General features: G+C 74.6%; 26 protein-coding genes and 1 pseudogene. 12 read left to right on the top strand and 15 right to left on the bottom strand.

What is annotated here, in order from left to right; translation table 11 throughout:
* Positions 1-85: 85 nt before the first annotated feature.
* The 3 genes from ACZ63H_RS21870 to ACZ63H_RS21860 form a co-directional block, all read right to left on the bottom strand.
* Entirely contained in the window at positions 86-472 is a 387-nt protein-coding gene (locus ACZ63H_RS21870) for a VOC family protein (RefSeq protein ID WP_469867430.1), read from the bottom strand.
* A gap of 85 nt (positions 473-557) precedes the next feature.
* On the bottom strand, positions 558-2144 hold the full coding sequence (locus ACZ63H_RS21865; RefSeq protein WP_469867428.1) for an amidohydrolase: 1587 nt from the start codon (positions 2142-2144) through the stop codon (positions 558-560).
* Positions 2145-2170: 26 nt separating this feature from the next.
* On the bottom strand, positions 2171-3631 hold the full coding sequence (locus ACZ63H_RS21860; protein ID WP_469867426.1) for an APC family permease: 1461 nt from the start codon (positions 3629-3631) through the stop codon (positions 2171-2173).
* Between the two features lie 221 nt (positions 3632-3852).
* Between ACZ63H_RS21860 and ACZ63H_RS21855 the strand changes: the two genes are divergently transcribed.
* From ACZ63H_RS21855 to ACZ63H_RS21845, 3 genes are all read left to right on the top strand, one after another.
* Positions 3853-4461, top strand: coding sequence for a TetR/AcrR family transcriptional regulator (locus ACZ63H_RS21855; RefSeq protein ID WP_469867424.1), 609 nt, complete (start codon positions 3853-3855; stop codon positions 4459-4461).
* Positions 4462-5226: 765 nt separating this feature from the next.
* Positions 5227-5409, top strand: coding sequence for a hypothetical protein (locus tag ACZ63H_RS21850; RefSeq protein ID WP_469867422.1), 183 nt, complete (start codon positions 5227-5229; stop codon positions 5407-5409).
* 80 nt (positions 5410-5489) lie between these two features.
* Positions 5490-6380 carry an SDR family oxidoreductase gene (locus ACZ63H_RS21845; RefSeq protein ID WP_469867420.1) on the top strand — a complete coding sequence of 297 codons (891 nt, stop codon included), beginning with the start codon at positions 5490-5492 and terminating at the stop codon, positions 6378-6380.
* Positions 6381-6391: 11 nt separating this feature from the next.
* Here ACZ63H_RS21845 and ACZ63H_RS21840 read toward each other — a convergent pair whose 3' ends face one another.
* The 6 genes and pseudogenes from ACZ63H_RS21840 to ACZ63H_RS21815 form a co-directional block, all read right to left on the bottom strand.
* Complete coding sequence (locus tag ACZ63H_RS21840) at positions 6392-7399, bottom strand: aminoglycoside phosphotransferase family protein (RefSeq protein ID WP_469867418.1); 1008 nt, start codon at positions 7397-7399, stop codon at positions 6392-6394.
* Positions 7400-7465: 66 nt separating this feature from the next.
* A complete protein-coding gene (locus ACZ63H_RS21835) occupies positions 7466-8311 on the bottom strand; it encodes a carbohydrate ABC transporter permease (RefSeq protein WP_469867416.1) in 846 nt (281 codons plus the stop codon).
* Positions 8308-9330 (bottom strand): carbohydrate ABC transporter permease, encoded by a 1023-nt coding sequence (locus ACZ63H_RS21830; protein WP_469867414.1) that lies wholly within the window; start codon positions 9328-9330, stop codon positions 8308-8310. Before ACZ63H_RS21830 ends, ACZ63H_RS21835 begins: the two co-directional genes overlap by 4 nt.
* On the bottom strand, positions 9327-10625 hold the full coding sequence (locus ACZ63H_RS21825) for an extracellular solute-binding protein (protein ID WP_469867412.1): 1299 nt from the start codon (positions 10623-10625) through the stop codon (positions 9327-9329). The genes ACZ63H_RS21830 and ACZ63H_RS21825 overlap by 4 nt, the downstream gene beginning before the upstream one ends.
* Positions 10626-10796: 171 nt before the next feature.
* Positions 10797-11570: a polysaccharide deacetylase family protein gene (locus ACZ63H_RS21820; protein WP_469867410.1), complete on the bottom strand. Its 774-nt coding sequence runs from the start codon at positions 11568-11570 to the stop codon at positions 10797-10799.
* 195 nt (positions 11571-11765) lie between these two features.
* Positions 11766-11885, bottom strand: a pseudogene (locus ACZ63H_RS21815) (glycosyltransferase family 1 protein); the annotation flags it as partial.
* A gap of 160 nt (positions 11886-12045) precedes the next feature.
* On the opposite strand from ACZ63H_RS21815, the gene ACZ63H_RS21810 reads away from it, so the two are divergent.
* Positions 12046-12261: a hypothetical protein gene (locus ACZ63H_RS21810; protein WP_469867408.1), complete on the top strand. Its 216-nt coding sequence runs from the start codon at positions 12046-12048 to the stop codon at positions 12259-12261.
* A gap of 101 nt (positions 12262-12362) precedes the next feature.
* Here the strand turns inward: ACZ63H_RS21810 and ACZ63H_RS21805 are convergent, their stop codons facing one another.
* Positions 12363-12518, bottom strand: coding sequence for a DUF6131 family protein (locus ACZ63H_RS21805; protein ID WP_467939006.1), 156 nt, complete (start codon positions 12516-12518; stop codon positions 12363-12365).
* A 292-nt stretch (positions 12519-12810) separates the two neighbouring features.
* On the opposite strand from ACZ63H_RS21805, the gene ACZ63H_RS21800 reads away from it, so the two are divergent.
* A complete protein-coding gene (locus ACZ63H_RS21800; protein WP_469867406.1) occupies positions 12811-13683 on the top strand; it encodes an SGNH/GDSL hydrolase family protein in 873 nt (290 codons plus the stop codon).
* 34 nt (positions 13684-13717) lie between these two features.
* Here the strand turns inward: ACZ63H_RS21800 and ACZ63H_RS21795 are convergent, their stop codons facing one another.
* Positions 13718-15178, bottom strand: coding sequence for an oxygenase MpaB family protein (locus tag ACZ63H_RS21795; protein ID WP_469867404.1), 1461 nt, complete (start codon positions 15176-15178; stop codon positions 13718-13720).
* A complete protein-coding gene (gene uppS / locus ACZ63H_RS21790; protein ID WP_469867402.1) occupies positions 15175-15954 on the bottom strand; it encodes a polyprenyl diphosphate synthase in 780 nt (259 codons plus the stop codon). Before uppS ends, ACZ63H_RS21795 begins: the two co-directional genes overlap by 4 nt.
* Positions 15955-16240: 286 nt before the next feature.
* On the opposite strand from uppS, the gene ACZ63H_RS21785 reads away from it, so the two are divergent.
* Positions 16241-17446 (top strand): serine hydrolase domain-containing protein, encoded by a 1206-nt coding sequence (locus tag ACZ63H_RS21785; protein ID WP_469867400.1) that lies wholly within the window; start codon positions 16241-16243, stop codon positions 17444-17446.
* Positions 17443-19023: an alpha/beta fold hydrolase gene (locus tag ACZ63H_RS21780; RefSeq protein ID WP_469867398.1), complete on the top strand. Its 1581-nt coding sequence runs from the start codon at positions 17443-17445 to the stop codon at positions 19021-19023. Before ACZ63H_RS21785 ends, ACZ63H_RS21780 begins: the two co-directional genes overlap by 4 nt.
* Positions 19024-19351: 328 nt before the next feature.
* On the opposite strand, the gene ACZ63H_RS21775 is transcribed toward ACZ63H_RS21780, so the two are convergent.
* Positions 19352-19918 carry a universal stress protein gene (locus ACZ63H_RS21775; RefSeq protein WP_469867396.1) on the bottom strand — a complete coding sequence of 189 codons (567 nt, stop codon included), beginning with the start codon at positions 19916-19918 and terminating at the stop codon, positions 19352-19354.
* A gap of 439 nt (positions 19919-20357) precedes the next feature.
* Between ACZ63H_RS21775 and ACZ63H_RS21770 the strand changes: the two genes are divergently transcribed.
* From ACZ63H_RS21770 to ACZ63H_RS21750, 5 genes are all read left to right on the top strand, one after another.
* Positions 20358-20438 carry a tryptorubin family RiPP precursor gene (locus ACZ63H_RS21770; RefSeq protein ID WP_234470579.1) on the top strand — a complete coding sequence of 27 codons (81 nt, stop codon included), beginning with the start codon at positions 20358-20360 and terminating at the stop codon, positions 20436-20438.
* Between the two features lie 126 nt (positions 20439-20564).
* Positions 20565-21611, top strand: coding sequence for a cytochrome P450 (locus ACZ63H_RS21765; RefSeq protein ID WP_469867394.1), 1047 nt, complete (start codon positions 20565-20567; stop codon positions 21609-21611).
* A gap of 110 nt (positions 21612-21721) precedes the next feature.
* Entirely contained in the window at positions 21722-22282 is a 561-nt protein-coding gene (locus ACZ63H_RS21760) for a quercetin 2,3-dioxygenase (protein ID WP_469867392.1), read from the top strand.
* Positions 22283-22425: 143 nt separating this feature from the next.
* Complete coding sequence (locus ACZ63H_RS21755; RefSeq protein ID WP_469867391.1) at positions 22426-23415, top strand: alpha/beta hydrolase fold domain-containing protein; 990 nt, start codon at positions 22426-22428, stop codon at positions 23413-23415.
* A 118-nt stretch (positions 23416-23533) separates the two neighbouring features.
* Entirely contained in the window at positions 23534-23977 is a 444-nt protein-coding gene (locus tag ACZ63H_RS21750) for a MarR family winged helix-turn-helix transcriptional regulator (RefSeq protein ID WP_467938827.1), read from the top strand.
* 4 nt (positions 23978-23981) lie between these two features.
* Here the strand turns inward: ACZ63H_RS21750 and ACZ63H_RS21745 are convergent, their stop codons facing one another.
* Together ACZ63H_RS21745 and ACZ63H_RS21740 are read right to left on the bottom strand one after the other, a co-directional pair.
* Entirely contained in the window at positions 23982-24863 is an 882-nt protein-coding gene (locus ACZ63H_RS21745; RefSeq protein WP_469867389.1) for a DMT family transporter, read from the bottom strand.
* Positions 24864-25296: 433 nt separating this feature from the next.
* Positions 25297-25947: an FMN-dependent NADH-azoreductase gene (locus ACZ63H_RS21740; RefSeq protein ID WP_469867387.1), complete on the bottom strand. Its 651-nt coding sequence runs from the start codon at positions 25945-25947 to the stop codon at positions 25297-25299.
* Positions 25948-25976 lie beyond the last annotated feature (29 nt).

The following is a 25976-nucleotide window of genomic DNA, read 5'->3' as shown; positions in this document are numbered from 1 at the left end:
AGAGAAAAGACCCACCAACCCGCGCGGCGCCCACCCCGCCCCACCCCCCCCCCCCCCCCCCCCCCCCCCCCCCCCCCCGCGCCGGCTACGCGGGGCTGCCGTACGGGCGCGTGATGATCTCCAGGCCGTGTCCGGCGGGGTCCTTGAAGTACACGCCCCGGCCGCCGTCGTGCCGGTTGATCTCGCCCGGCAGCCTGCCGTGCGGATCCGCCCAGTAGGTGATCCCGGCCGCCCGGATGCGGGCGAAGGCCCCGTCGAACTCCTCCTCGGAGACGAGGAAGGCGTAGTGCTGCGCGACGATCGACTCCGGCGGGATCGCGGCGAAGTCCAGGGTCACTCCGTTGGCGGTGGCGACGGGGACGAACGGCCCCCACTCGGAGCCGACCTCCAGGCCCAGGACGTGGGCCAGGAACTCGGCGGACTCCCGGTTGTCCCGGGCGTGGACGATGGTGTGGTTCAACTCGACTGACATGGGTGGAATGCCTCCGAGGGCAATCTCACGGGCACCTCCATGCCTCACCCGGACGGTGACCGACACGCGATGCCGTACGGCGATCCTACCGGCTCGGACCCACCGGTCCCCGGTGCGTCACCCGTCCGCCGGTCACCGTCAACACCACCGGGGCGTCGGTGAGTTCGTCTCCGGGCGCGAGCACCGGGTCGACGGCCAGCGCGGTCAGGTCGGCGCGGAGGCCGGGCGCGATCCGGCCGGCGACGGCGGACTCCCCGGCGGCCGCCGCCGCATGGCTGGTGCAGCCCTCCAGCGCCTGCGCCGCGGTGAGCCCCGGCCGGTGTGCCGCGGCGCCCTTGGGCCGGCGGGCCGTCGCCAGCACCGCCCGCACGTCGTAGTGCGCGATCGGCCAGTCCGAGCCGAGGGCGACCGTGGCCCCGGCCTCCCGCAGGTCACGCAGCCGCCAGGCGCGGCCGGCCCGGTCACCGCCCAGCCGGCGCGACCACTCGTCGGTGCCGTCGTCACGGGTGTAACCGGTGTGCGGCGGCTGCAGCGAGGCCGCGACCCCCAACTCGGCGAACCGGGGCAGCAGTTCGTCGGGCGCGGTCTCGATGTGCTCGATCCGGTGCGCACCGTGCCCGCCCGGCCCCAGCGAGGCCACCGTGTCCAGGACGTGCCGTACGGCCGCGTCCCCGATGGCGTGCGTGGCGGTGCGCACCCCGGCCGCGTGCAGGGCGCGGACGGCCTCGGCGTACGCGTGCGGGTCCGGCCAGAACGCGTCGGTGCCCTGGCCGTGGCAGTCGGGGTGCTCCAGCCAGGCCGTGCCGCCCTCCACGGTGCCGTCCATGAAGAACTTGACCCCGCCGACCACCCAGTGCCGCCCGCCCAGCCCCTGCGCCGCGATCAGTTCCCGCAGGGCCTCCGCGTCGGCGCCCGGCATGCACCACGGCGCGAACCGCAGCCGCACCGGCAGCACCGTCTCCCGGGCCACCGCGTCCACCAGCTCCAGGTCCCCGCCGTCCATCACATGGGCGCCGGTCAGCCCGGTCGCGGCCATGGCGGACAGCAACTCCAGGAGCCGCGCCCGCCGTTCACCGTACGAGGGCCGGGGGACGACATCGGCCACCAGGTCCATCGCCGCGTGCTCGACCAGGTGCCCGGTGGGCCGGCCCGAGGCGTCGCACACCACCTGGGCACGCTGGTCGAAGGAGCGCGGTCCGGTCACCCCGGCGGCGGCCAGCGCGGGGCCGTTGGCGAGGGCGGAATGGCCGTCGTAGAGGCGCAGGAAGGCCGGGGTGCCGCCCAGCACGTCCGCCACCAGTTCGTGGTGGACCGGGCGGCCCTGGAACGCGTTGTGGTCCAGTCCGTAGCCGATCACCCAGCCCTCGGTCCGCTCGGCACGGGCGAGTGCCGCGCGCAGTCCGGCCAGGTCCGTCACGCCGGACAGGTCGGTGCCGGCCGCCATGTCGAGGCCCCACACCGGGTGGCTGTGCGCGTCGGTCAGGCCCGGCACCACGTGCGCGCCGTGCAGGTCGACGACCTCGGTGCCGGGGCCGCGCCAGTCCCGGACGTCGTCCGCCGTCCCTACGGCGGCGATCAGCCCGTCGCGCAGGGCGACGGCCGTGGCGGTGGGGCGGGCCGGGTCGAGGGTGCGGATCCGGGCACCGGCGAGGACGAGATCGGCAGCGGGCATGCCGGGAACTCCCATACTGGAGAGGGTCATTCGGAGGGTTCGGCGCCGAACGTGGCGTACACGTCCGGACGGTTGCGGCGCAGCCACCGCGCCAGCGGCAGGCCGAGCGCGAAGACGACGGGCGCCGCGGCGACGAGCACGACGTTCACGGCCCGGGGCGCGGAGGTGAACAGATCGATGTGGGTGACCACCAGCACGATCGCGGTCGCCAGCAGGACGGCGGCGAGGACCGGCGCCACCACCGTGCGCACCCGGCCCTCGGTGTGCCGTACCCGCCGGAAGTAGCGGAAGACGGCGACCGCGGCCAGCAGCTGGAGCAGCAGCAGGCCGATCATTCCCGGGGTGTTCACCCACAGCAGGAGCTGCTGGTACGGGTCGGCGCCGGCGGCCCAGAACGCGAGGACGACCACGGCCCCGAGGGCGGTCTGCGCCAGGCCCGCGAGGTACGGGGAGCGGTGCCGGGGGTGGACGCGGCCGAGCCGGCGGGGCAGCACGCCCTCCTCGGCCAGGGCCAGCGCGTAGCGGTTGATGGCGTTGTGGAAGGCGAGCAGCGAGGCGATGACGCTGGTGACGATGAAGACGTGCATCAGGTCGGCCGCCCAGCCGCCCACATAGGTGGTGATCGCGGTGAAGAAGAGCCCGGCCGGGTCCTGCCCCGCGGCCTGGACGACCCGGTCGTCCCCGAACGCCTGGACGGCGATCCACACGACGAACGCGTAGAACAGGCCGAGGAAGCCCACGGCCGCGTAGGTGGCGCGCGGGACCGTGCGCGCGGGGTCACGGGCCTCGCGGCGGTAGATGACGGTCGACTCGAAGCCGGTGAACGCGGCGAACGCGAAGGCGAGCACGGCCGCGGTGCCCGGCACGAACACATGGGCCGGGGCGAGCGAGGACAGGGAGAGGCCGTGCGCGCCGCCCCGCGCCAGCACCCCGCCCGCGAGCAGCACGAGTATCCCGGTCTCGGCGACCAGCAGCACCCCGAGGACCTTGGCGCCGAAGTCGATCGAGCGGTAGCCGCCGTAGCCGATCAGGACGAGGCCGGCCAGGGACACCGGAAGCCACGGCACGTCGGTGCCGAACAGGGCGTGCAGGGTGTCGCGGGTGGTGCTGGCGAGCAGTCCGTAGACGCCGATCTCCATCCCGTTGTAGCCGACCAGGGCGAGCAGGGCGGCGCCGATCCCGGCCGGACGGCCGAGACCCCGGGTGATGTACGCGTAGAACGCGCCGCCGCCGGTGACGTGGCGGCTCATGGTGGTGAAGCCGACGGCGAAGACGGCGAGGGTCAGGCCGGCCAGCAGATAGCCGACGGGCGCGCCGACGCCGCCCAGCAGGATGGCGAGCGGGGCGACCCCGGCCATCACGGTCAGCGGCGCGGCGGCGGAGACGACGAAGAAGGCGATGTCGGCCGTGCCGAGGGTGCCGGACCGGAGGCCGGGCGCGTCGGACGGCGCGTCCTCCTCCGGGAGTTCGGTGGTGCTCACGGACATGCGGGAGGCCCTTCTGGCAGCGGAGGGGAGGGGATCCCGGTGGTGGGGCAGCCGGGTTCGCGGGCGCCGGCGGGCGCGGCCGGGGTGGGCCGTACGCGCCGGCGTCTCACGGGAGCACGAGGGGATGGCGGGCGCCCGGAGCCGTAAACCTAAAGGCTTTCGGTTTCCGCAATGTAACCTGCCGTTGGGCATCCGGGAAGACCTCAGGGGGAACGCTGACCATGGGACGGCCGCGCACACCGCTCCTCGACCGCGAGCGCATCACCGCCACCGCGCTCCGGCTCGTCGACGAGACCGGCGACTTCACCGTGCCGCGGATCGCCCGCGGGCTCGGCGTGCAGACCGGCTCGGTGTACCACCACGTGGACGGCCGCGACGGCATAGTGGAGCTGCTGCGCGAGCGCGTCTGCGCCGCCATCGACCCGGCCACCTTGGACCTGACCCCGTGGGACGCGGCCATGGAGGCGTGGGCGCGCTCCTACCGGGCCGCGTTCGCCGCCCACCCCCGGGTGATCCCGCTGCTCATGACCTCGCCCGTCCGCGCGCCCCGGGTCCTCGCCCAGTACGAACGGGCGGTGGGCCTCCTGCTCGCGGCCGGCTTCGACCCGGCCGCGATCATGCCGCTGATCGTCGCCCTGGAGAACCTGGTGCTGGGCTCGGCCCTCGACCTGGCCGCCCCCGAGGCCATGTGGGAACTGGCGGACGGCACCCCCACCCCGCGCCTGGCCCAGGCCCTCGCAGCGGCGGGCGACGGCCGCGCCGACCGCGCCTTCGAAGTGGGACTGACGGCCTTCCTGAACCACGCGCGGGCCCTGCGGGAGAGCCGGTAGCGGCCCGGGGCCACCCCTCCCCTCGCGCCGCCCCCGCCGGCCGGACCGCGTGCCGCCCGGGGACCGGCCTTCGAAGCGGCCGGCGGCGTCGGGCCGTTGCGCCGGCGCCGTTCTCCGGTGCCGGACGTCCGCAGGAGCCGCCGAGGCGCGGCCGGCCGGCGGCTGGGTTCGCCTGCCCGGGCGGCGGCCATGGCCCCGTCCACGCCAGGCGCGGGGCCAGGATGCCGCGTCCGCTCGGCGGGCCGGACCGAGCCCCCGGTCGGCGTGACCTCCGGGCGGCCCGCGCCGTCCACCACGGCCAGGCGGGGGCCGGCCGGCCCGGGAGCCGCCGGCCGCCGACCAGGCCCCCGGGCAGCCGCCGGCGGCCCGGGACGTGATCCGCTCCCACATCCCGGCGAAGACCCGCGCGATGCCGTCCAGGCCCCAGGCGAAGCGGTAGATCCACCGGAACCGGTGCGCGGGACCGGCGCCCCGGGCCGGCACATGCGCCTGCCGGGGGAACGGGATGGACGCCACAGGGCACCCCCCGCCTCCTCGCAGGCGTCGACGACGGCGGGCAGCACCCGAATCCCGGCCGTGGACGGCACGCCCCGGGCACCGTCCTCGCCCGCCGGGACCCGCACCGCCTGCTGCCGCCGCGGTCCCTCGACGGGCGCCGGCTGTACGAGTTTCCCAGTACCGGCAGTAACATGATCACCTAGTTCCGGGTGTACCAGTCAGTCAACTAGGCGTCGTCCGCGGGACGCGCCCTGCCCGGAGAAGTCCATGTCATCTGTCAACGACGCGTTGGAAAACGCGCGCTTCACCTACGAGCAGCACATGAACACGTGCCGCCAGTGCCACGCCGATGCCGCGCCCTGCGCCGTGGCCAAGCACCTGCTGCGCCTCTACAACCTCGCCCGCCGGGACGCCCTGCGCGCCGCCGGACCGGACGCTCGGGGCGTCTGACCGGCGGGAAAGCCTTTTAACCCGCCGCGTGGCGGGAACCCGGCCGCCTGTCCCGTCCGCGAGAGACACAGGAGGCCACAGTGACGGACCAGCACGGTGATCGGACCGATCCGGTCACCCGGCACGCCCGCCCCGACTTCCCCTCCCAGGAGCAGCCCCACCCGGGCTGGACCGGCCCCATGGACCCCCCGCCCGACCACGGCGAGGAGTCGTACCGGGGCGCCGGCCGGCTCGACGGCCGCGCGGCCGTGATCACGGGAGGTGACTCCGGGATCGGGCGGGCGGTGGCACTCGCCTTCGCCCGCGAGGGCGCCGACGTCCTCTTCACCCACCTCGCCGAGGAGGCGGACGAGGCGCGCGAGACCGCCCGGCTGGTCGAGGACGCGGGCCGCAAGGCGGTCGCCGTGTCCTGCGACATCAGGGACGAGGACAACTGCCGCGCCCTGATCGCGCGGGCGGTCGACGAGTTCGGCCGCATCGACGTCCTCGTCAACAACGCCGCCTACCAGATGGCCCAGCCGGACGGCATCGAGGCGATCAGCACCGAACAGTTCGACCGGGTGATGCGCACGAACCTGTACGGCATGTTCTGGCTGACCAAGTTCGCCCTGCCGCACATCCCGGCCGGCGGCAGTGTCATCAACACCACGTCCGTGCAGGCGTACCAGCCCAGCCCGCCCCTGCTGGACTACGCGATGACCAAGGGCGCCATCGTCACGTTCACCCAGGGGATGGCCCAGATGGTCGCCGAGCGCGGCATCCGGGTCAACGCGGTCGCGCCGGGCCCGGTGTGGACCCCGCTGATCCCGGCGACCATGCCCGACACCGCCGAGTTCGGCAAGCAGAGCCCGCTCGGCCGCCCGGCCCAGCCCGCCGAGCTGGCCCCCGCCTACGTCTATCTCGCCTCGCCGCAGGCGAGTTACATCACCGGCGAGATCCTCAACGCGACCGGCGGCACCCCGCTGCCCTGAGCGGCGGCCGTTCAGCCCTCGAAGGGCGGCTCGGCCGGCAGCTCGCACAGCCACTGGGCGCCCTCCGCCGCTCCCGGCGCGGTACCGGGGGCGGCGGGGAACATGCGGCCCCACGAGGCGGCCCGGCCCAGGGCGGCCAGCCGCCAGGCGAGGTGCGCCGCGCGCCGCAGCCGGGCCGTCGTGCGGCCGTTGCCCGTCCACGGCTCCAGATAGGCGTCGAGCAGCCGGGGCAGCACCCCCGGCCCGTAGCGGTCGAGGGCGCGCTCGGCGGGGACGCGCAGGCTGCAGAACGGGTGGGTGACGGCGGCGTCCCCCCAGTCGAAGAAGGTGAACCGGCCCGGCGCCGCCCGGAGCAGCTGGCCGTCGTGCAGATCGGCGTGGTCGAGTGTGTCCGGGATGCCGACGGCGGCCAGTTCGGCGCACCAGTCGGCGAGCCGGGGCCGCAGGGCCGTCAGGCGGGCGCGGTCCTCCGGGCCCAGCGCGGTGTTCGCGTCGAGCAGCCGGTCGAACACGCCGGGCAGGTCCCGGGTCCGCGCGGAGGGCACCCCCAGCCGCTCGATCTCGGCCGCATGCGCCACCAACTCGTGCTGCATGCCCGCGTACTGGCCCAGCAGCGCCTCCCACTCGCGCGGATCGACCGGCTCGCGGTCGAGCACGGCCCGGAACAGCTGCCCCCCGTCCGGGAGCAGCGACCAGCCGCGACCGGCGTCGACGGCCAGGGGCTCGAGCACGTGGTCCGGCACCCAGCGGGCCAGGGCGGCGGTCAGCGGACCCTCGAACGCGGCGCTCGGCGGATTCGCCTTGAACCAGACGGTCCCCTGCCCGGTGACGGGCACCCGGACGAGCACCGACCAGGGCCGCAGCCGCACCCGGAGCGTGCCGTCCACGCCGAGTCCCCGCCCGGCGAGGTGCCCGCCCACCCAGTCCAGCGCCGCCGCCCGCCACGACTCCCGCTCCCACGGAGTCACCGCGTCCGGGTAGGCACCCCGGTCCACGACCGTCATGTCATCGTCTCGCATCACCCCATCCCACCAGCGAGGATGACGGCGTGGCCAGCGATTTTCCCGGCGGCCGGCGGACGCCCGTCAGTCCTTCACGGCCCCGCCCAGGCCCGACACCAGCCGCCGCTGGACCAGCACGAAGAAGACCAGGACCGGGATCGTCATCACCGTGGACGCCGCCATGACACCGCCCCAGTCCGGGTCGTCGGGCTTGTAGAAGACCAGGAGCGCCATCGGCAGGGTCGACTGCGAAGTGTCGCTGATGATGAAGGACTTGGCGAAAAGGAAGTCGTTCCAGGCGGAGATGAAGGAGAACACGCTCGTGGCCACCAGGCCCGGCAGGACGAGCGGGAGCAGGATCCGCCACAGGAACCGCGCGCGGCTCGCGCCGTCGAGGTACGCGGCCTCCTCCAGGGACTCCGGGACCGCCCGCACGAACCCCCGCAGCATCCACACCGCGAACGGCAGCGAGAAGGCGATGTGCGGCAGGATCAGCGAACCCAGCGTGTTCAGCAGGCCGAAGTCCCGCATCAGGAAGAACAACGGGATGGTCAGCGCCTCCACCGGCACCATCTGGGCCACCAGGAACATGATCAGCAGGGTGGTCCGGAAGCGGAACCGGAAACGCGTCACGGCGGTCGCGGCGAGGAACGCGATCAGCGCGGAGACGAGGACGACACTCCCCGCGACGAGGAGGCTGTTGAGGAAGTAGCGGCCGAAGTCGTGCTGCTGGAACACGCGCCGGAAGGAGTCCAGCGTGGGGGAGGACGTCCAGGGCCGCGGCTCGGTGGACTCGATCTCCCCGGCCGGCCTGAGGGCGCCGAGCACCATCCAGTACAGGGGGAAGGCGACGACCGCGGCGACGAGGAGCGCGCTCGCCTCGGCGGCCAGCCGCCAGGGGCGCCGCACCCGGAGTCGTGGAAGAGTCACAGTTCCTCCCCTTGGCGCCGCAGCAGCCGCAGATACCCGAGCGTGACGGCCAGCAGGAGCAGCAGCATCACGACACCGATCGCCGAACCGAGGCTGTACTGCGAGGACGCGAACGCCTTCTGGTAGGCGTAGACGTTCAGGACCAGGTTCTGCCCGGCGATGCCGCCGCCGCCCGTCATCACGTAGATCTGGGTGAACACCTTGAAGTCCCAGATCACCGACTGGACGGTGACGATGCCCAGGATCGGCCGCAGCATCGGTGCCAGCACCGAGCGCCAGATCCGCCACTGCGAGGCGCCGTCCAGGGCGGCGGCCTCCAGCACCTCGCCGGGTACGGCGCGGATGCCGGCGTAGACGGTGATCATCACGAACGGGAAGGAGCACCACACCACTTCGAGCAGCACCAGCAGGAACGCGCTGTAGCGGCCGTACGTCCAGGAGAAGTCGCCGAGCCCGAGGAGGCGGTTGACCGGCCCGAAGTCGGGGTCGAAGAGGAACAGCCAGACCGTGGAGCCGGTGATCGTCGGTGTCGCCCACGCCCCGAGCGCGGCCAGCAGCAGGGCGATCCGGGGGACCGCGCGGACCCGGGTGAGCAGGACGGCGAGCGCGCAGCCCACCGCCAGGGTGCCGATCACACAGGCCGCCGCGAAGCCGACCGTGGCCAGCAGCACCTGCCCGAACTGGTCGTCGGCGAACAGCTCGGTGTAGTTGCCAAGGCCCCGGAAGCGGGTCGGTTCGCCGCCGCTGACCTGGGCCTGGGTGTACTCCAGGAACGAGATCAGCCCGAGCTGGTAGACGGGGTAGACCAGCAGTCCGCCGAGGACGACGAGGGCGGGCGCGAGATAGAGCCAGGGGGTCCAGCCGCCGCGCGGGCGCGGTCCCCGGTGCCGCTCCGGGGGCGTGGGAGCCTTCCCCGCACCGGTCCGGCCCCGCTTCACGGCCGCTGTACGGCCGTGCCGGGCGGCGGCCACCGCGAGACCGCCTTCCGGCCCGGGTGCCGCGTCCGTCCCCCGGCTCATCCCGCGGACCCGAACGCGTCGTCCATCTTCTTCGCCGCGGCCGCCGAGGCGTCCGCCACGTCCTTCCGGCCGCTGACGATCTCCTGGAACATGGTCGGCAGCACCAGCGAGGAGTCGATCTGCGCCCAGGCGGGGGTGACCGGCACGAATTTGGTGCCGGCGGCGAGCGTGTCGACGAACGGCTTCACGAACGGCTCCCTGGCGGCGGCCTGTTCGCGTACGTCCGTGAAGGTCGGCAGGAAGCCCATCGCGTCGAAGAGCCGCCCCTGCGTCCTCTTCGAGGCGAGCCGCTTCATCAGGTCCACGGCGAGCGTGCGGTGCGAGGTGTTCTTCAGCACCCCGATGTTGTTGCCGCCCGCGAACGCCGGAGCGATCGAGCCGGACTTCACACCGGGCAGCGGGACCACCGCGTACTTGCCCTTGGCCTTCCCGGCGTCCACGGCGGCGTGGCTGAAGTCCCCGCCGATCGCCATGGCAGCCTTGCCCGCGGCGAACGCGGTCACCGTGTCGTTGCCCGTCATGCTCGCGCACTTGGCGGCGGGGCAGTTGTCGTCGCCGAAGAGGGAGGTGTACGCCTCGATGCCCTTGCGGGCGGCGGGGCCGGCGACCGCGGAGGCGTACGCACCGCTCTTCTCGGTGGCCAGCTCACCGCCGTTGGCCCACAGGAACGGCAGCGCGCCGTAGGTGTAGGCACCCCCGACGGCGAGGCCGTACAGATCGGGGCGCGCGGCGCGGACCCGCTTCGCGGTGGTGATCAGCTCGGCCTGCGTTCCCGGTACGCGCAGCCCGAGTTCGCGGAAGACGTCGGTGCGGTAGTACAGCGCCCGGATGCCGACGAAGTACGGCGCCCCGTAGACCTTGCCGTCCACGGTGACCGAGCGCCGGGCCGTGGGGTCGGTGTCCCGGGACTCGTTCCAGGCGTCGAACTCCCTCGTGACGTCGGCGAGTCCGCCGTCCTTCACGTACCCGGCGGTGTCGGTGTTGCCGTACTCGATGACGTCCGGCGCGGACTTCGGGTCGTTGAAGGCGGCCTTGACCCGCTGGGCGCGGGTCTCGACCGGGATGTACTCGACGGTGACGTCGACGCCCCGGTGCGCCTTCTCGAAATCGGCGAGGACCGCGTCGACGACGCGCTGCTTGGGCTGGTTGTCGACCTCCTGGAAAAGCCAGACGCGCAGGGTACCGGTCTTCTCGTCCTTGCCGGAGGAGGAGGTGCCGGAGGTCTGGGGAGCGCAGGCGGTGGCCAGGACGGCGGCGAGCGCGGTGAACCCGGCGAGACGGACGGACAGCTTCATGTACTGCTCCTCCGATGAGGCGTTGCAACATGCGCAATGCTGGTTTCGCTGTGCACAACGCCTCGGAGGCTAAAGGCTGCGTTCACACGCCCACAAGAGGTCTCCACCACTCTGTGACCCCACGGCGCACACCGTGCAACGCCCAAGCGGACAAAGCTCCCGAACGGTACGTCAGCGCACCGGGAAACCGAAGGAGTACCCCTGCTCCTTCAGCCACGGCAGCAGGGCGCGCAGCGCCACCACCGTCTGCGAGCGATCGCCGCCCGCGTCGTGGAAGAGGATCGTGGGACCGTTGGCCAGCTGGCCCTTGACGGTCGCGATGATCGCCTCGCCGCCCGGCCGCTCGAAGTCCTTGGAGTCGACGTTCCAGCCGAGGGGCCGCATCCCGTGCGAGGCCGCCAGCTCGCGGCTGTACGGGGTGAAGGCGCCGCCCGGGGCGCGGTAGTACAGCGGACGCACCCCGCCCGACGCCTTGGTGATCTGCCGCTCCGCCTCGACGATCTGCCGCGCCTGGTAGGACTCGGACTTGTGGTCCATGGCCGTGTCGTGCGCCACCGTGTGGTCGCACAGCCGGTGGCCGGCGGCCACCACCTGGCGCACCAGGTCCGGGTGGGCCTCCGCCTGGGGACCGACCATGCAGAAGGTCGCCTTCACGCCGTTGTCCCGCAGCAGCTGGAGCACCTGTGGGGTCCAGACCGGGTCCGGGCCGTCGTCGATGGTGATGTTGACCGCGTGCGCGCCCCCGTCGGAGGCGTGGACTATGGACGGGGACACGGGCGCCGCCTTCGGCGCGGTGGGCCGGGCGGAGGCCTCCGGCGTGGCCGGCCCGCCACCGCTCTGCCCGGCCTGCGCCGTCCACACCGAGGTGACGGCGGCCACCGCCGTCACCCCGACCGCCGCCGCGATCACCCGGCCGTACCAACCCCGTCCGCCGTGCCGTGCCATGTCCGCCCCGCCCCCTGGTGTGTCCGTTGTGCCGATCGGTTCCCGTGCACCTGGCAGGACGGCGGGAAACGATCACGGGATCCGTCTGTTACGGATCACGGACAATTCCGAGGCGCTTTGGCGACAGTCACCCCTCGCCGGGGCGGGAGGGCGCCCGTCGTCGCGTCACGACGGTTGACGCGCGGGCGGACCGACGACCAGTCCCCCGGCCGGGGACCGCACGTGCGCGCCGCTGGCGGCGTTGCCCCCGCCGAGCACCTGCACGGTGCGCAGCGGCGGCCGGCCGTGCGGGGCGTTGCTCCGCCCGCGCGTCACGACGGTTGACGCGCGGGCGGACCACCGCGCCCCTGGCCGTCACCGGCGGCGGACGTGCGCGTGCGGGTCGTCGTGTCCGCGTGCGGGGGCGGTGTGTCGGTGACGCGGCGGGCCGCCGGGCCGGAGGCCGGCCCCGGCCGGACGGTCCGCACCGCCGGCCATGTCCGCCGGCTGCGACGCCGTGGGCCGGAACGGCTCCACCACCCTGCGCCGCGCCCGACTCGACGGCCCGGACGTCGCCTCGGCGGTGATGACGGTCGCCCCCCCCACGCCCTCGGCCGGGATCCCCGGCGCGGCCCCGGCCGAGTTCCGGGAGGCACACCGTCGCTCCCCGGCCGTTCGGCCGGACGCGACCGCGGGCTCGGCGGCGTGGTGACGCGGGGCCGCCCCGACGGCGCCCGCGCCTGCCTCCCGAAGCGCTCCGGCGCACCCGCCGAGGGCGGGTGCGCCGGAAGAAGGGACCGGGTCGGACCGCGGCTACCAGAAGTGGCGACGGCCGCCGACGGCGTGGCCCATGGATCCCATGATCCACAGGATGGCTCCCACCACCAGCAGGATGATGCCGATAGTCCACAGGATCGAGATGCCCGTGACGAAGCCGATGATGAGCAGGATGATGCCGAGGGCGATCATGGCGTGCCTCCAGCCGGTAGTGGTGCTCCTGCCGACCGTGTGCCCCGAACGCGGCGCACATCGCATTCCGCGGCGTAAAAACTTCGCATAACGGGACGATCTTTGCCTGTCTCGCGGCGGCCGTGAGCGGGCCAAGACCCTCCGTGTTTCAAAAGTTCGGTCCGCAACATTGCTTTCTGGTTGCGGGGGGCTCACATTACCTATCGGTAGAACTCCTCGGTAATCCCTCCCGGCGCGCCCGCGGCACCGGCATGCCCGTGCGTCCCGTGTCCTCCCCGGAAGGGAGAATGTCATGCCCATGTCATCCCTGCGCCGTGTCCTCACCGCGGCGTCCGCGGCCCTCGGCGCCCTGGCACTCGGTCTCGCCGCGGCCCCCGCCCAGGCCGGCACGTCCCTGGACTACGCCGCCCTCGGCGACAGCTACAGCGCCGCCTCCGGTGTGCTGCCCGTCGACCTCGGCAGCCCGCTCTGTCTGCGCTCCACCGCGAACTACCCCCACGCCATCGCCGCCCGGACCGGCGCCCGGCTGACGGACGTCACCTGCGGCGCCGCCCAGACCAAGCACTTCACCGAGTCCCAGTACCCCGGCGTCGCCCCCCAGGTCGACGCCGTCACCGCCGACACCGACCTGGTGACGCTGACCATCGGCGGCAACGACAACGGCACCTTCATCAACGCCGTGACCTCCTGCGGCGCCGCGGGCGTCTTCAGCGGCGGCAAGGGCAGCCCGTGCAAGGACAAGTACGGCACGTCCTTCGACGACGAGATCGACGCCAAGACCTACCCGGCCCTGAAGGCCGCGCTCGGCGCCGTCCGCGCCAAGGCCCCCCACGCCCGGGTGGCCGTGCTCGGCTACCCGTGGATCACGCCCGCCACCGCCGACCCCTCCTGCTTCGTCAAACTGCCCATCGCCGCCGGCGACGTGCCCTACCTGCACTCCCTCCAGGCCCACCTCAACTCCGTGGTCGAGCGCGCAGCCGAGGAGTCCGGAGCCACCTACGTGGACTTCGCGGAGGCCTCCGCGGGGCACGACGCCTGCCGGCCGGCCGGCACCCGCTGGATCGAGCCGCTGCTGTTCGGGCAGAACATCGTCCCGGTCCACCCCAACGCCCTCGGCGAGCGGCGCATGGCCGACCGCACCCTGAGCGTCCTCGGCCTCGGCTGACCCGGGCCCGTCGGCCCCCGTCCGGGGCCGTGGGTCAGGCTTCGGCGAGCAGCGGATCGTACGGGGTCGAGCGGGCGCGGCCCGACATGAAGGACAGGAAGTCCCGGACGAACGCCCCGCGCGGGTAGCTGCCGTCGGCGTCGGCCAGGTCGCGGCGAAAGCCCCTGCGGAACAGCGCCCGGTACTCGTCCGCGTCGACCCGCTGGTCGCCGTCGGCGTCGGTGACGTCGAACAGGACCTCGGCGACCCTGATCAGCGCGGGACCGGCGAGCGACGGCACGGCCTCGGCGTACTCCCGGCGGCTGACCCGGCCGTCGCCGTCGGTGTCGAGAGCCGCCTGGAGCTCCCGCCACCAGTCGGCGAACGCGTCGTAGAGCCGGGTCTCCGCCGGTTCGTCCAGGTCGAGACGGCCGGCGATCTCCCGGGCCATCGCGGCGAGGTCGGGCCAGTCCAGACAGCCGTCCCCGGTCTGGTCCAGCACCGCGTCGAAGAACTCCTCCGCGCCGCGCCGCACACCGGTGTCCGCGCCGGGCTCCGGCTCCGGCGGCAGCGGAGTGATCAGCCGGAGCAGGGCCCCGGCCCGCCGCATCCGGTCCCGCAGCGCCCGCAGCGTCCGGGCCCGGGGGTCGTCGCTGTCGGGGGAGAGGGCGAGCAGCTCCAGCACCGTCTCGGTACGCAGCCAGCCCTCCGGCAGGAACCGGGCGAGGCCGACGCCCAGATAGGCGCTCTGCATCAGCGTCGCCGCGCCGGGCAGTTCGGGCAGTCCCGCCCGCCGGCGGAACGGCTCCGGCAGCGACGCCACCGTGACCACGCCGATGAGCGGCCCCACGAGCGCCCGGCCGGCCGCCCACACCGTGGGCAGGCCGCGCAGCAGGGGCGGCGCGGGCAGGTGGTCGAAGAGCCGGTAGAGGATGATGCGCATCGCCTCCGTGTGCTCCAGCTCCTCCTCCACCACCCGTTCGTAGTACGGCCAGAACTCGTGGACCGTGGGCGGAAGGTGCCGGGCATCGCCGTCCAGGGTGGCCAGATAGCCCCGGAACTCGCCGTACAGCTCCTCGATGGCCTCCTGCTCCAGCGGCTGCCCGCTGAACCGGCACATGGTGACGCTGCTCTCGAAGAGGGTCGCCACCACCCAGGCGCGCACCGCCGGGTCCATCGCGTCGTAGGTCCGGCCGTGCGCGTCGGTGCCGCTCAGCCGGGCGTGCAGCCGGTTGAGCCGCGCCGCCTCCTTGCGCCGTACCTCCTCGTCGTCGCCGGACATGCGCTGCAGGCTCGTGATCGTGTTGCGCAGCCGCCGCCACGGGTGCGTCACGAAGGTCGAGTTGTCGGCGAGGGCGGCGCCGATCTGCGGGTGCGCCGCCTCCAGGACGGTCGCCCGGATGACGGCCAGCGCCCAGCGCGGATCGTCGAAGAAGCCGCGGAACCGGCTGCCCAGGCCGAAGAGCTGGTCGGCGCCGGTGGTGGGCTGGGGCTCGTCGGCGCCCGTCTCGGTCACGGTCGTCGTTCTCCGTTCGCGTTCGGCCGTACGCCGCCGAAGCGGCGATCGCGCTGCTGATAGGTGTGCAGACACTCCAGGAAGTGCGGTGCGCGGAAGTCGGGCCACAGGACCGGCGAGAAGATCCATTCCGCGTAGGCGACCTGCCAGAGCATGAAGTTGGAGATGCGCTGCTCCCCGGAGGTCCGGATGACGAGGTCCACGTCGGGGGTGTCGGGGAAGGGCAGATGGGCGGCGAAGCTCCGCTCGTCCACGGCCTCGGCCGGCACCCCGCTGCGGATCAGCGACCGCGCCGCCGCCACGATGTCCCGGCGCCCGCCGTGATCGAACGCCACGGTCAGCGTCATGCCCCGGTTCCCGCCGGTCAGGGTCGTCAGATCGGCGAAGTCCCGGGCCAGCGGCGCGGGGATACGCGGATCCGACACACCGAGGAACCGGCAGCGGATACCGCGCGCGTGCAGCAGCGGGGCGTGCTTGCGCACCACCCGGCGGACCAGCCGCATCAGGAAGTCGACCTCGCAGCCGGGCCGTTGCCAGTTCTCCGTGGAGAACGCGTACAGGCTCAGCCATCCCACCCCGGCCGAGCGGGCCGCCTCGATGACGTCGATCACCGTCGCCTCGGCCGCACGGTGTCCCGAGGTGCGCGGCAGCGACCGCCGTGCCGCCCAGCGGCCGTTGCCGTCCATGACGCAGGCCACGTGCCGCGGCACCCCCCGGCGGCCCTCCTCCCGGACCGCACCGGAGGCGGAATCCTCCACGATTTCCTCCACCGTCATGCCTGCCCCCGGCGGCCACGAGCGGACCGCGCCGCTGCCCGGCCCCCTCGGGTCGCGGGCCGGATCGTCCCCAGCAGACTGCCAGCCGCCCGCCCGAACGGCGGTACGGGCGGGCGCGGTTCACCCTTGGTACTGGTGTGCGGGATCCGGGGCGTACGCCGGTGCGCCGGTCAAACCCGAGCGCAACGGGGGGTTTTCCTCCGGTCCCGTGCTGGGGGCCGCCCCCCTGCCGATCCGCCTGCCCGCCGGAATGAGGACACGGCGGGCGTTGCCTAGCGTGCGGGACATGGCACTTTCCTTACCCCGCACCGCGCCGCGCCGGCGTGCCGGACTCGTGGCCTTGGCCGTGGCCTGCCTGCTGACCGCCGCCCCCGCCGCCGTCGCCCACCCGGCCCCGGGCGCGCCCCGCGCCTGCGGCCCGCACCCGGCGGTGACCCGGTCCGTGCACCACCTGGTGACGCACGACCGCGTCGCCGGCGCCGCCGTCCTGGTCACCGACCCCGGCCCGGCCGCCCCCTGCGCCCGCTGGACGGTGACCGACGGCGTGGCCGATCTGCGCACCGGCCGCCCCATGAACGCCACCGACCGGCTCCGGGCCGGCAGCGTCACCAAGACGTTCACCGCGACCGTCGTCCTGCGCCTGGCCGCCGAGGGGCGGCTCTCCCTGGACGCGCCGGTCGAGCGCTATCTGCCCGGCCTGATCCGCGCGGGCGGTCACGACGGCCGCCGGATCACCGTACGGCAGCTGCTGCGGCACACCAGCGGGCTGCCCGACTACCTCGACGCGCCCGAGTGGCAGCACCCCGAGCGGGTGCGCTACCGCCACTTCGAGCCGCGCCGGCTCATCGCCCGCGCCCTGCGGCTGCCGGCACCTGAGGGCACCTGGCACTACGCGACCACCAACTACCTCGTCGCCGGGCTGATCATCCGGGAGGTCACCGGCCACAGCCCGGAGGCGGAGATCACCCGCCGGATCATCGCGCCGCTGGGCCTGCGCGACACGTACTGGCCGGGCGACGACCCCCGCATCCGCGGCCCGCACTCGCACAGCTACTTCACCGCGGCCGACGGCCGCCGCGTGGACGGCACGGACTGGAACACGACCTTCGGCGGGGCCGGCGGCGCCCTGGTGTCCACCCCGGCCGACCTCACCCGGTTCGCCGACGCCCTGTTCACCGGCCGGCTGCTGCCCCCGCCCCAACTCGCCGAGATGCGGCGGACGGTGCAAGCCGACCCCGAGCGGCTCTGGCCCGGCGCCCGTTACGGCCTCGGCCTGATCTCCTCCCCGCTGTCCTGCGGCGGCACCTGGTGGGGTCACGCCGGCACCGTGCCCGGCGGCCACCGGGCGCTGGTCGCCGCCGGCCCCGGCGGACGCACCGTCGCCGTCGCCCTGAACGAGGTGCCGGCCACGCTCCGGGCCGAACTGGACTTCCTCGACATCGTCGACCGGGCCCTGTGCGAGGGGGCCCCAGCCGAAAGGACCCCGGCATGACCGGCACCCCTTCCCCGGACGGCGGGCACCGCCGTCCGCGCCGCCTCGTCCCCCGGGCCGCGGCGGCGGTCGCCCTCGCCCTGGCGGGCGTGCTGTCCCAGACCGCCGCCCCGGCCTCCGCCGCCCGCCCCGCCGCCGACCCCCTCGCCCGGTACCACCACCAGCACCTGCACTGGAAGAGCTGCCTGCTCGGCCCCGACGACGCCACCGGCAGGGAACTCGACCAGGCCGGCGCCCAATGCGCCGACGTCACCGTCCCGTTGGACTACTCCCGTCCGGGCGGCCGTACCCTCACCGTCGCCATCTCCCGCATCCGGGGCACCGACACCGCGCACCGCGTCGGCGCGCTGCTGCTCAACAGCGGTGGGCCCGGCGGCCAGACCCTCGGCGACCCGCCCTTCGTGCGCCGCGCCATGCGGGAGGTGGCCGCGCGCTACGACGTGGTGGGCGTCGACCCCCGCTTCGTCGGCCGCAGCACCCCGCTGGACTGCCGCTGGCCCACCGGCAGCATGATCCGCGGTGCCGGTACCGGCCGCGCCGGTTTCGAGCACGAAGCCGGCTTCGCCGCGGACCTGGCCCGCCGCTGCCGCACCCACGCCGGCGACCTGCTGCCGCACTCCAGCACTCGCAACACCGCGCGCGACATGGACGTCATCCGGGCCGCGCTGGGCGAGCGCCGGATCTCCTACCTGGGCTACTCCTACGGCAGTTACCTCGGTCAGGTCTACGCGACGATGTTCCCGCGGCGCGTCGACCGGGTCGTCCTGGACGGCGTGATCGACCCCGCCCGCTACAGCCCCCGGCTGCTGCGCGACTCCGAGGAGGCCAACCGGCACGCCCTGCGCGGCTGGGCTGACTGGGCCGCCGGCCACCACGCGGCCTACGGACTGGGACGCACCCGCGACGCCGTGCTGGCGACCGTGGAGGCGGCCCGGTCGGCCGCCGCCCGCACCCCGCTGCGCGTCGGCGGCTACCGGGTGGACGACCACGTCCTGCCCGTCGTCGTCTTCAACGGCCTCTCGCAGGACGACCCCGCGGCCTACGGCGACTTCGCCGAGGGCGTGCGGGACCTGCGGAACGCCGCCGAGGGCCGGGCCGTCACCCCGTCCCCGTGGCTGGCCTCGGTCCTTCGGTTCACGCTGACCGGGCACGACTCCGCCTACGGCAGCGCGCAGACGTCCATCCTGTGCGGGGACGTGCCCGCGCCCCGCGACCCGGAGACGTACTGGCGCGACCTGCGCCGCGCCGGGGCCGGGGACCGCCTGTTCGCCCCGGTCACCAACAACATCAACCCCTGCGCGTTCTGGGAGCCGCCGCGCGAACGCCCCACCACCATCCGCGCCGACCTGCCCGCCCTGCTCGTCAACGCCACCGGCGACCCCCGCACCGTCTACCAGGGGGCCCGGGCGGTGCGCCGCGACTGGCCCAGCTCCCGTCTGGTCACCCTGCGCGACGCCGATCAGCACGCGCTCTACGGCGTGTACGGCAGTTCGTGCGTGGACGCCGCGGTCAACGCCTACCTCGCGACCGGCCGCCTGCCGGCCGAGGACGTCGGCTGCCCCCGGCCCACCCGGTGAGACGGCGCGTGCGGTCCGGACGGGGCGGGAGCCCAGGGTCCGGCACATGACGCGACGGCGTGCGCTTCCCGGCGGATCCGCCCGTGAGGAGCGGATCGGTCGCGCCCGCGCCGCGGCCGACGGGGACCGGGGCCATGTCTCCCGGACCACCGCCTCCCGGACCGCGCGGACTCCGCGCCCCGCCGGCCGGTGCCGGGCCGCCGCTCCGGCGGCGTCCGGCCGGCCGGCGGCATGGCGGAGCGCGGTCTCGCCGACCCCCGCGGGAGGAGGGACCGAGGCCGACGCCCGCCGCCCGGCCGGAAGGTGGACACGACGGCCGGCCCGTCCGCTACGGCACCACGGGCCGGCCGGTCAGCGGTGTGCGGCCGCCCGGCCCGGCAGCCCGTTCGCCGCGCCGCAGGATCCGTGCCTCGTGGGGCAGGAGGCGGGGGCCGGCCACGATCAGCACCTCGCACACGGCCCGGGCCGGCACGAACCGGTGCACCGGCCGGGGGCGCAGCCGGGCGAGCGGTCCCCGCCGCCGGGCCATGCCGACGACCAGCAGGTCGTCGGCGGACGCGGCCACCGAGCAGAGCACCGGCCCGGCGGGGCCCCTGATCACGCGTCGTACGATCCGCAGGTCCGCCGGGGGACCGCCCGCCGCCAGGTCGAAGGCCCGCTCCAGACATCGCCGCGCCTCGTCGGCCCACAGCCGGGCCCACGACGTCTCCGGCCGGCGGGCGTAGAGCGCCTCGCCCTCCGGTGGCTCCCAGGCGCGGACGGCCACCAGTGTCCGCCCGGTGGCCCGGGCCTCCCGGACGCCTCGCCGCAGCGCGGCCAGTCCGGCGAGCGAGTCGCTCACCCCGACGACGACGTTTCCCGCCCGCTCGTCGTACGGGCTTCCCAGTGGTGCCATGCCAACCAGGCTAGGAAGGCCAATACCCGCTCTGCAAAGTCCAATTCGGGACAAGTGGCCTTGGGCGGGGTCCGGCGGACGGGGCCGTACGAAGGGCGGTATCCGGCCAACCTCCGGCCGCCGGATCGTCCGGCCGCGTGGTGCGTTCGTGTCCGGTCCCGGCGACCCGTTGTCCGGCATCCGGGCGGGTGCGCGCCCGTCCGTCAGTGCCCGAGCGGCGGTGACCGCACGGCGCGCGGGCGTCGCAACGGAGGGCGAACCGGAGCGCCGATGATCGGTGAAAGTCCGAAAACGGCTGCCTGGCAGGGTTTTTGACCACCCTGGTGATTAGCCGGTGAACGATCTTGGGAAGGTTCCGGTGGTCGCCGACACGTGATCTTCACCGGCCCGGCCGGAGCCGTCGCGTGTCACCCGTCCGCCCCCGAGGGGAGGTGCAGTGATGAAGCTTCTTTTCGCCATCCGCAACCGCGTCGCCGCCGGCAAGAGCCTCAAGGCCAACGCCTGGTACCTCTGGTACTGATCCGCTCCGCGCCCGCGCGGTGACATCGTCGCCCGGCCGGACCGCCGCGCGGACCGGCCGGGCGACGGCGTCCCGCCGCGTCCCGGACTTCCCTGACCACGCCCCCCGTCCCGTACCGGAGGAGCCATGCCGCCGTCATCCACCGCACGGGCGCGCACCACGGTGTTCGCCCCCCGGCTCGCCGCCCTCATCGGCGACCACCTGGGCCGGGACGTCTTCCGGCTGGAACCGGACACCGTCGGCGTCGCGGGATGCGAGGTCACCGACCGCATCCTGGCCGCGCGCCGGGCGACCGAGACCGAACGGCCCACCTTCAAGCCGCTGCACGGGCGCTCGATATCCCGCGCCGAGGCCTCCGCCGTCACCCGCACCATCGGCAACGACGTGCGCGCGGCCCTCGCCCGCCCGCTGCCCGAGGGCGTGGACCTCGCCGGCCCCTGGCCGCTGACCGGGCACAACTTCTTGCGCGACCTCATCCTCGGCCAGGACCCCCGCCGGCTGCGCACGCTGATGAGCCGCACCCTCGAACTGACCCCCAAGCTCACCTGGTCGGTGATCGCCGTCGGCGCCGCCCTGCCCGGCCGGCCCCGCCCGGACCCCCGGCTCACCGGCCTCGCGAACCGCACGGCCGAGGCCCGCGGCTACCAGGAACGGCGGTACGCCATGGGGATGTACCGCAGGGCCGCGGCCCCCGTCTGCTTCACGGTCTCCACCCTCGTGGCCAACGCCCTCTGGCTGGGCGCCCCGTTCGACGAGGGCACCTCCAACCGGAACATCATCCTGGAGTCGCTGCGGCTGCTGCCGCCCTCGTGGAACATCCTGCGCAACGCCTCCCCCGAGTACCCGGCCATCGACGACCGGATCGGGGAGCGGGACGACGTCCTGCTGCTGCCGCTGCTCTCCCACCGCGACCCCGCCCTCTGGGACGACGCCGACGCCTTCCGCCCGGAGCGCTGGGACCGCCTCGACCCCGACACCGCCCCCGGCTATCTGCCCTTCGGCCACGCGTCGGAGCGCTGCTGGGGCCGCCACATGGTCATGCCGCTGGCGGAACTGCTGCTGGACCTGGTGCGTGGCTCCGGACTGGTGGTCGACCCCGGCCAGCGGGTCGGCCGGGTGCCGCTGCTCGGACTGATGGGCGTGGAGGAGGTACGGCTGATCCGGTCGCGCTGACGGTCACCGCGCTGGCGGTCACCGCGCGGAACCTCCGGCCTCGGCCCGTTGGCCACGACCCCTATGTCAGGTAGCCTGACATATATAGCGCACGGAACCGGAGGCTCCGCATGACCATCGAATACGCCACCCGCTACCGGGCCCGCTCCTTCATTCCGCCGGAGCCGGGCAAGCCCTACTTCATCGAGAAGGGCCTGGGTGACCGGGCCCACCTGTTCGGCGACCTGATCACGGTCTACGCGGGCGGCGAGCAGACCGAGAACACCTTCAACTTCTTCACCTGCGAGGGCCCGAAGGGCGAGCTGATCCCGGCCCACTCGCACGCGGACACCTACGAGGTCTTCTACATCACCCACGGGGCCGTGCGGCTCTTCGTGGAGGACCTCGAGGGCGAGCAGCACGAGAAGCTGCTCACGCCGGGGGACTTCGGTTTCGTGCCGAAGAACTGCGTCCACGCCTACCGCATGGAGCGCCACCACTCGCAGGTCGTGGGCGTGGCCGCCGGACCGGGCGGCACCTTCGAGCGATTCTTCGAGTCCCTCGGCACCCCGGCCGAGGAACTGGGCCTGCCGGGGAGGCCGTTCGTGCCGGAACGGGAGAAGTTCGCGACCGTGCCCCAGCGGTACGACGTCCGGTTCCGCCCCGACCACCGGTGGCGCACCGGGAGCTGACGGCCGTGTCCCGCGCGGGGGCGGGCACCGCGCACGTCCCGGCGCCGGACGCCGACGGGCGCCCGCCCACCACCGCCGACGCCCGGACCCCGTTCCCCCGCCCCGCCCGCCGGGGAAACCCCATGCCACCCGAGGAGCACCCCGTGCCGGAAGAAGCCGCACACCCAGCCCCCAGGCCTCATGACGTTCCGCGGTTCCCCCTGGAACTGCTGGCGCCCCCGGACCCCGCCCGCCTGCCCCTGCCGCCGTCCGCCCGGCCCGCGCCCGGCGTCCGGCTGCTGCGCGGCGCCGTCTACGCCGTGCCCGACGGCGGCCGGCCGCTGGAGACCGACCTGTGGCTGCCCGAGCCGGCGAACGGCCCGCTGCCGGTGGTCGTCTTCGTGCACGGCGGCGGCTGGCGCACCGGACTGCGCGACGACCCGGGCCCGCTCTTCCGGCGCCCGCGGCCGGGCCCGTTCGCCCGGCTGGCCGGCTCCGGGGTGGCCGTGGCCTGTCCCGACTACCGGCTCAGCGGCGAGGCCCGGCACCCGGCCCAGCTGGACGACCTGCGCGCGCTGCTGGTCTGGCTGCGCGACCGGGCCGGGGAGCTGGGCCTCGACCCGGACCGGGTGGTCCTGTGGGGCGAGTCCGCCGGCGGCCACCTGGCCGCGCTGACCGCGCTCACCACCGGGACGGCCGGCCCCGGCGGACGGGCGGCGACCGTGCGCGGCTGCGTCACCTGGTACGCGCCCACCGACCTCACCCGCCTCGCCGAGGACCACCCGCCGGGCCGCTTCGACGCGGCAGACCCCACTTCCCGGGAGGCGCTGCTGCTCGGGGCCGCCCCTGCCGCCGTCCCCGACGCGGCCCGGGACGCCAGCCCCGCGCTGCGGGTGACCCCGGCGGCGCCGCCGTTCCTGCTGCTGCACGGCACCGAGGACGAGTTCGTGCCGTGTGCGCAGAGCGACCGGCTCGCGACCGCCCTGCGGACCGCCGGGGTGCCGGTCGAACACGTGCGGGTGCCCGGCGCGAACCACCTGTGGGTGGGGCTCACGCAGGAGGAGGCCGAGCGGTGCCTCGCGCGGACGGCCCGGTTCATCGCCCGGCACTGCGGCCGGGGAGCCGGGGAACAGGAGGCCGGACAAGGAGGGTGAGGAGGCCGGACAAGGGGGAGAGGAGGCCGGGCAAGGAGGGTGAGGGGGCCGGGCAAGGGGAGCGGGGGCCGGACACCAGGAGGATAATCCGCTGGGTATCCGACCCCCCCGAGGAGCCATGAGTCACCGCGCCGCCAATCTGCCCCAGCTTCTGTCCGAGGCCCGCCGCTGGTTCGAGGACGCCTTGTTCGCCAGCATGGAGGCGGCGGGCGAGCAGCCGGTGACCACGGCGCAGGCGTCCGTCTTCGCGATGCTCGACGCCGAGGGCACCACCGTCTCCGAACTCGCCCGGCGGATGGGCGTCACCCGGCAGACCGCCCATCAGGCGGTGCACGGACTGATCGGCATGGGGCTGCTGGGGCAGGAACCCGACCCCGGCTCCGCCCGGCGGCGGCTGATCCGCATGACCGCCGAGGGCCGGCGCGTGCACGAGCGCGCGCAGGCCACGATCGGGGTGATCGAGTCGGTCCTGCTGGAACGCATCGGAGCGGACGCGGCCCGCGCCCTGGACGGCGCGCTGCGGTCCGACTGGGGCGTGCCCCCGCTCGTCGCGGCCCCCTGACCGGTCAGGAGGCCACGCTCCGCTCCCCGGCGGGGACCGGGACCACCTCGATGCGCTGCACGGCCCGGCTGAGCACCAGCACCCCCGCGACGATCAGCAGCGCCCCGCACAGCTCGGGCACGAGCCACCACCCGGTGCGGATCCGCTCGCCGAAGAGGGTGACGCCGAGGGCCAGGCTCACCACCGCGTCACCGATGGTCAGCGCGGGCTGCGCCGCGGCCAGCGGACCGGCCTGCAACGCGTTCTCCAGCAGCAGGACGGCGGCGATCCCGGCGAGCGCGAAGCCGTACGTCTGCCAGGACCGCAGGAACGCCGTGAGGCCGTGGTCGGCGAAGGTGCCGCTCGCCGACTTCAGCAGGGCGGCGGTCAGCGCGTTGCCCGTCGCGGAGGCGGCCGCCAGCAGCGCGGCGCGCCGGGCCGGGGAGTGCCCCCGGCCGGCCAGTCCCACCGCCAGGGCCATCGCGCCGGCGCACAGCAGCAGGGCCGGCAGCCACCGGGCCATCGGCGCCTGGTCGGTGGCGCCGTGCGGGGCCGCCGCCAGCAGCAGGGCGGCGAGGCCCGCCAGGCAGCCGCCGACCCCCCACCAGCCCGAGCGCGGCAGCCGCCGGTGCATCAAGGGGGCGGCGACGAGCAGCGCGAAGGGCAGCTCGAGGATGAACAGCGGCTGCACCAGGGCGAGCGGGCCGTTGACCAGGGCCAGGCTCTGGAACAGCGCGGCGCAGGCCACACCGGCCATGCCGATCACCCAGACGGGCCGGCGCACCAGCTCCGCGAGCAGCCGGAACCCGCCGCGGCTGCTGGCGGAGGCCGCCTTGCGCTGGCACGCGGTGCCCACGGCGTTGCTCGCCGCTCCCGCGACGGCGAACACCGCGGCGAGTTCGATCACGGCCCCCTCCTGCCTGCGGCAGACCTCCCGGCGGGAGGAATCGGACGCCTTCAGCCTACGGAAGGAGGCGCGCCCGCGCCGTACGGCGGACCTGCGCCGGGGGCTTGCCCGGCGGCCGTGGTGCCGAGGGCCCGCCACCGCGTCCGGCGCGGTGCCGGCCGCCGCGGCCCCGCCGGGCCGGCTCGTCCGAACAGGTCCGGAGCGGCGCGCCCGGCGCCGGTGGGGGCGGCCCGGCCGGTGCCCACCCGCGCGTCGCGGGCGTCGCTCCACTCCGCGGGCAGGCCGGCCGAGCCGGCCCGGCGACGATCGCCGAGGCGGCCTCGTGGGCGACGCGCGGCGTCCGCGCCCGACGCGACGTCGGCCGGGTGCGGACGCGCGCGTGACCCCGCACCGCCCGCCGGGCGGTCCGGGGTCACGCGGGGCGGGGGCGTGCTCAGGCGGCGTGGCGCTTGGCCAGCTCACGCGCCTTGGTGGCGGCGTCCTCCAGGGCGCGGTCACGGGAGGCCTCGTACAGCGGGACCAGTTCGGCCATCTCCGGGTTCACGGACGCCATGGTCAGCTCGGGGACGATGAAGTCCACGTCCAGGCCGAGGCCCGTGCCCAGCGCGGCTTCGAGGTAGTTCTGCACGTACTCGAAGCCCTCGCGGGGGGTGCCCGGCGCGTAGGAGCCGCCCCGGCTGGCGACGACGGTCACCGGGGTGCCCTTGGCGGACTGGACCGGGCCCGCGGTGCGGCCCATCAGGATCACGTTGTCCAGCCAGGCCTTGAGGGTGGAGGGGATCGTGAAGTTGTACATCGGGGCGCCGATCAGCACCGCGTCGGCCTGCTCCAGCTCCTCGATCAGCTTGACGCGCTCGGCGAACGCGGCGGCCTGCTCCGGGGTGTGGGTGGCCGGGTCGGTGAAGCCGGCCAGGTGGGTCTCGGCGGTGATGTGCGCGACCGGCTGCGCCGCCAGGTCGCGGTAGACGACCGTGCCCTCCGGGTGCTCCTCCTGCCAGTGCTTGCGGAAGGCCTCCGTCACGACGCGCGAGGCCGATGCCTCGGCCGGGAACACGGACGAATCGATGTGCAGCAGGGTGGCCATGGGTCTCTCCAGAAAGGGCTGAAGCAGCC

The sequence above is a fragment of the Streptomyces sp. NPDC104831 genome (assembly GCF_055583025.1).
This window is presented reverse-complemented; position numbering and strand designations above follow the sequence as displayed.

Bases quoted from the DNA above. Each gene is read 5' to 3' on its own strand.
- ACZ63H_RS21740 (WP_469867387.1), bottom strand. From the start codon at position 25,947: ATGGCCACCCTGCTGCACATCGATTCGTCCGTGTTCCCGGCCGAGGCA.
- ACZ63H_RS21840 (WP_469867418.1), bottom strand. From the start codon at position 7,399: ATGCGAGACGATGACATGACGGTCGTGGACCGGGGTGCCTACCCGGAC.
- ACZ63H_RS21775 (WP_469867396.1), bottom strand. From the start codon at position 19,918: ATGGCACCACTGGGAAGCCCGTACGACGAGCGGGCGGGAAACGTCGTC.
- ACZ63H_RS21860 (WP_469867426.1), bottom strand. From the start codon at position 3,631: ATGTCCGTGAGCACCACCGAACTCCCGGAGGAGGACGCGCCGTCCGAC.
- uppS (WP_469867402.1), bottom strand. From the start codon at position 15,954: ATGACGGTGGAGGAAATCGTGGAGGATTCCGCCTCCGGTGCGGTCCGG.
- ACZ63H_RS21750 (WP_467938827.1), top strand. From the start codon at position 23,534: ATGAGTCACCGCGCCGCCAATCTGCCCCAGCTTCTGTCCGAGGCCCGC.
- ACZ63H_RS21855 (WP_469867424.1), top strand. From the start codon at position 3,853: ATGGGACGGCCGCGCACACCGCTCCTCGACCGCGAGCGCATCACCGCC.
- ACZ63H_RS21805 (WP_467939006.1), bottom strand. From the start codon at position 12,518: ATGATCGCCCTCGGCATCATCCTGCTCATCATCGGCTTCGTCACGGGC.
- ACZ63H_RS21765 (WP_469867394.1), top strand. From the start codon at position 20,565: ATGCCGCCGTCATCCACCGCACGGGCGCGCACCACGGTGTTCGCCCCC.
- ACZ63H_RS21870 (WP_469867430.1), bottom strand. From the start codon at position 472: ATGTCAGTCGAGTTGAACCACACCATCGTCCACGCCCGGGACAACCGG.
- ACZ63H_RS21785 (WP_469867400.1), top strand. From the start codon at position 16,241: ATGGCACTTTCCTTACCCCGCACCGCGCCGCGCCGGCGTGCCGGACTC.
- ACZ63H_RS21820 (WP_469867410.1), bottom strand. From the start codon at position 11,570: ATGGCACGGCACGGCGGACGGGGTTGGTACGGCCGGGTGATCGCGGCG.
- ACZ63H_RS21810 (WP_469867408.1), top strand. From the start codon at position 12,046: ATGTCCGCCGGCTGCGACGCCGTGGGCCGGAACGGCTCCACCACCCTG.
- ACZ63H_RS21800 (WP_469867406.1), top strand. From the start codon at position 12,811: ATGCCCATGTCATCCCTGCGCCGTGTCCTCACCGCGGCGTCCGCGGCC.
- ACZ63H_RS21760 (WP_469867392.1), top strand. From the start codon at position 21,722: ATGACCATCGAATACGCCACCCGCTACCGGGCCCGCTCCTTCATTCCG.
- ACZ63H_RS21770 (WP_234470579.1), top strand. From the start codon at position 20,358: ATGAAGCTTCTTTTCGCCATCCGCAACCGCGTCGCCGCCGGCAAGAGC.
- ACZ63H_RS21830 (WP_469867414.1), bottom strand. From the start codon at position 9,330: ATGAGCCGGGGGACGGACGCGGCACCCGGGCCGGAAGGCGGTCTCGCG.
- ACZ63H_RS21780 (WP_469867398.1), top strand. From the start codon at position 17,443: ATGACCGGCACCCCTTCCCCGGACGGCGGGCACCGCCGTCCGCGCCGC.
- ACZ63H_RS21825 (WP_469867412.1), bottom strand. From the start codon at position 10,625: ATGAAGCTGTCCGTCCGTCTCGCCGGGTTCACCGCGCTCGCCGCCGTC.
- ACZ63H_RS21865 (WP_469867428.1), bottom strand. From the start codon at position 2,144: ATGCCCGCTGCCGATCTCGTCCTCGCCGGTGCCCGGATCCGCACCCTC.
- ACZ63H_RS21850 (WP_469867422.1), top strand. From the start codon at position 5,227: ATGTCATCTGTCAACGACGCGTTGGAAAACGCGCGCTTCACCTACGAG.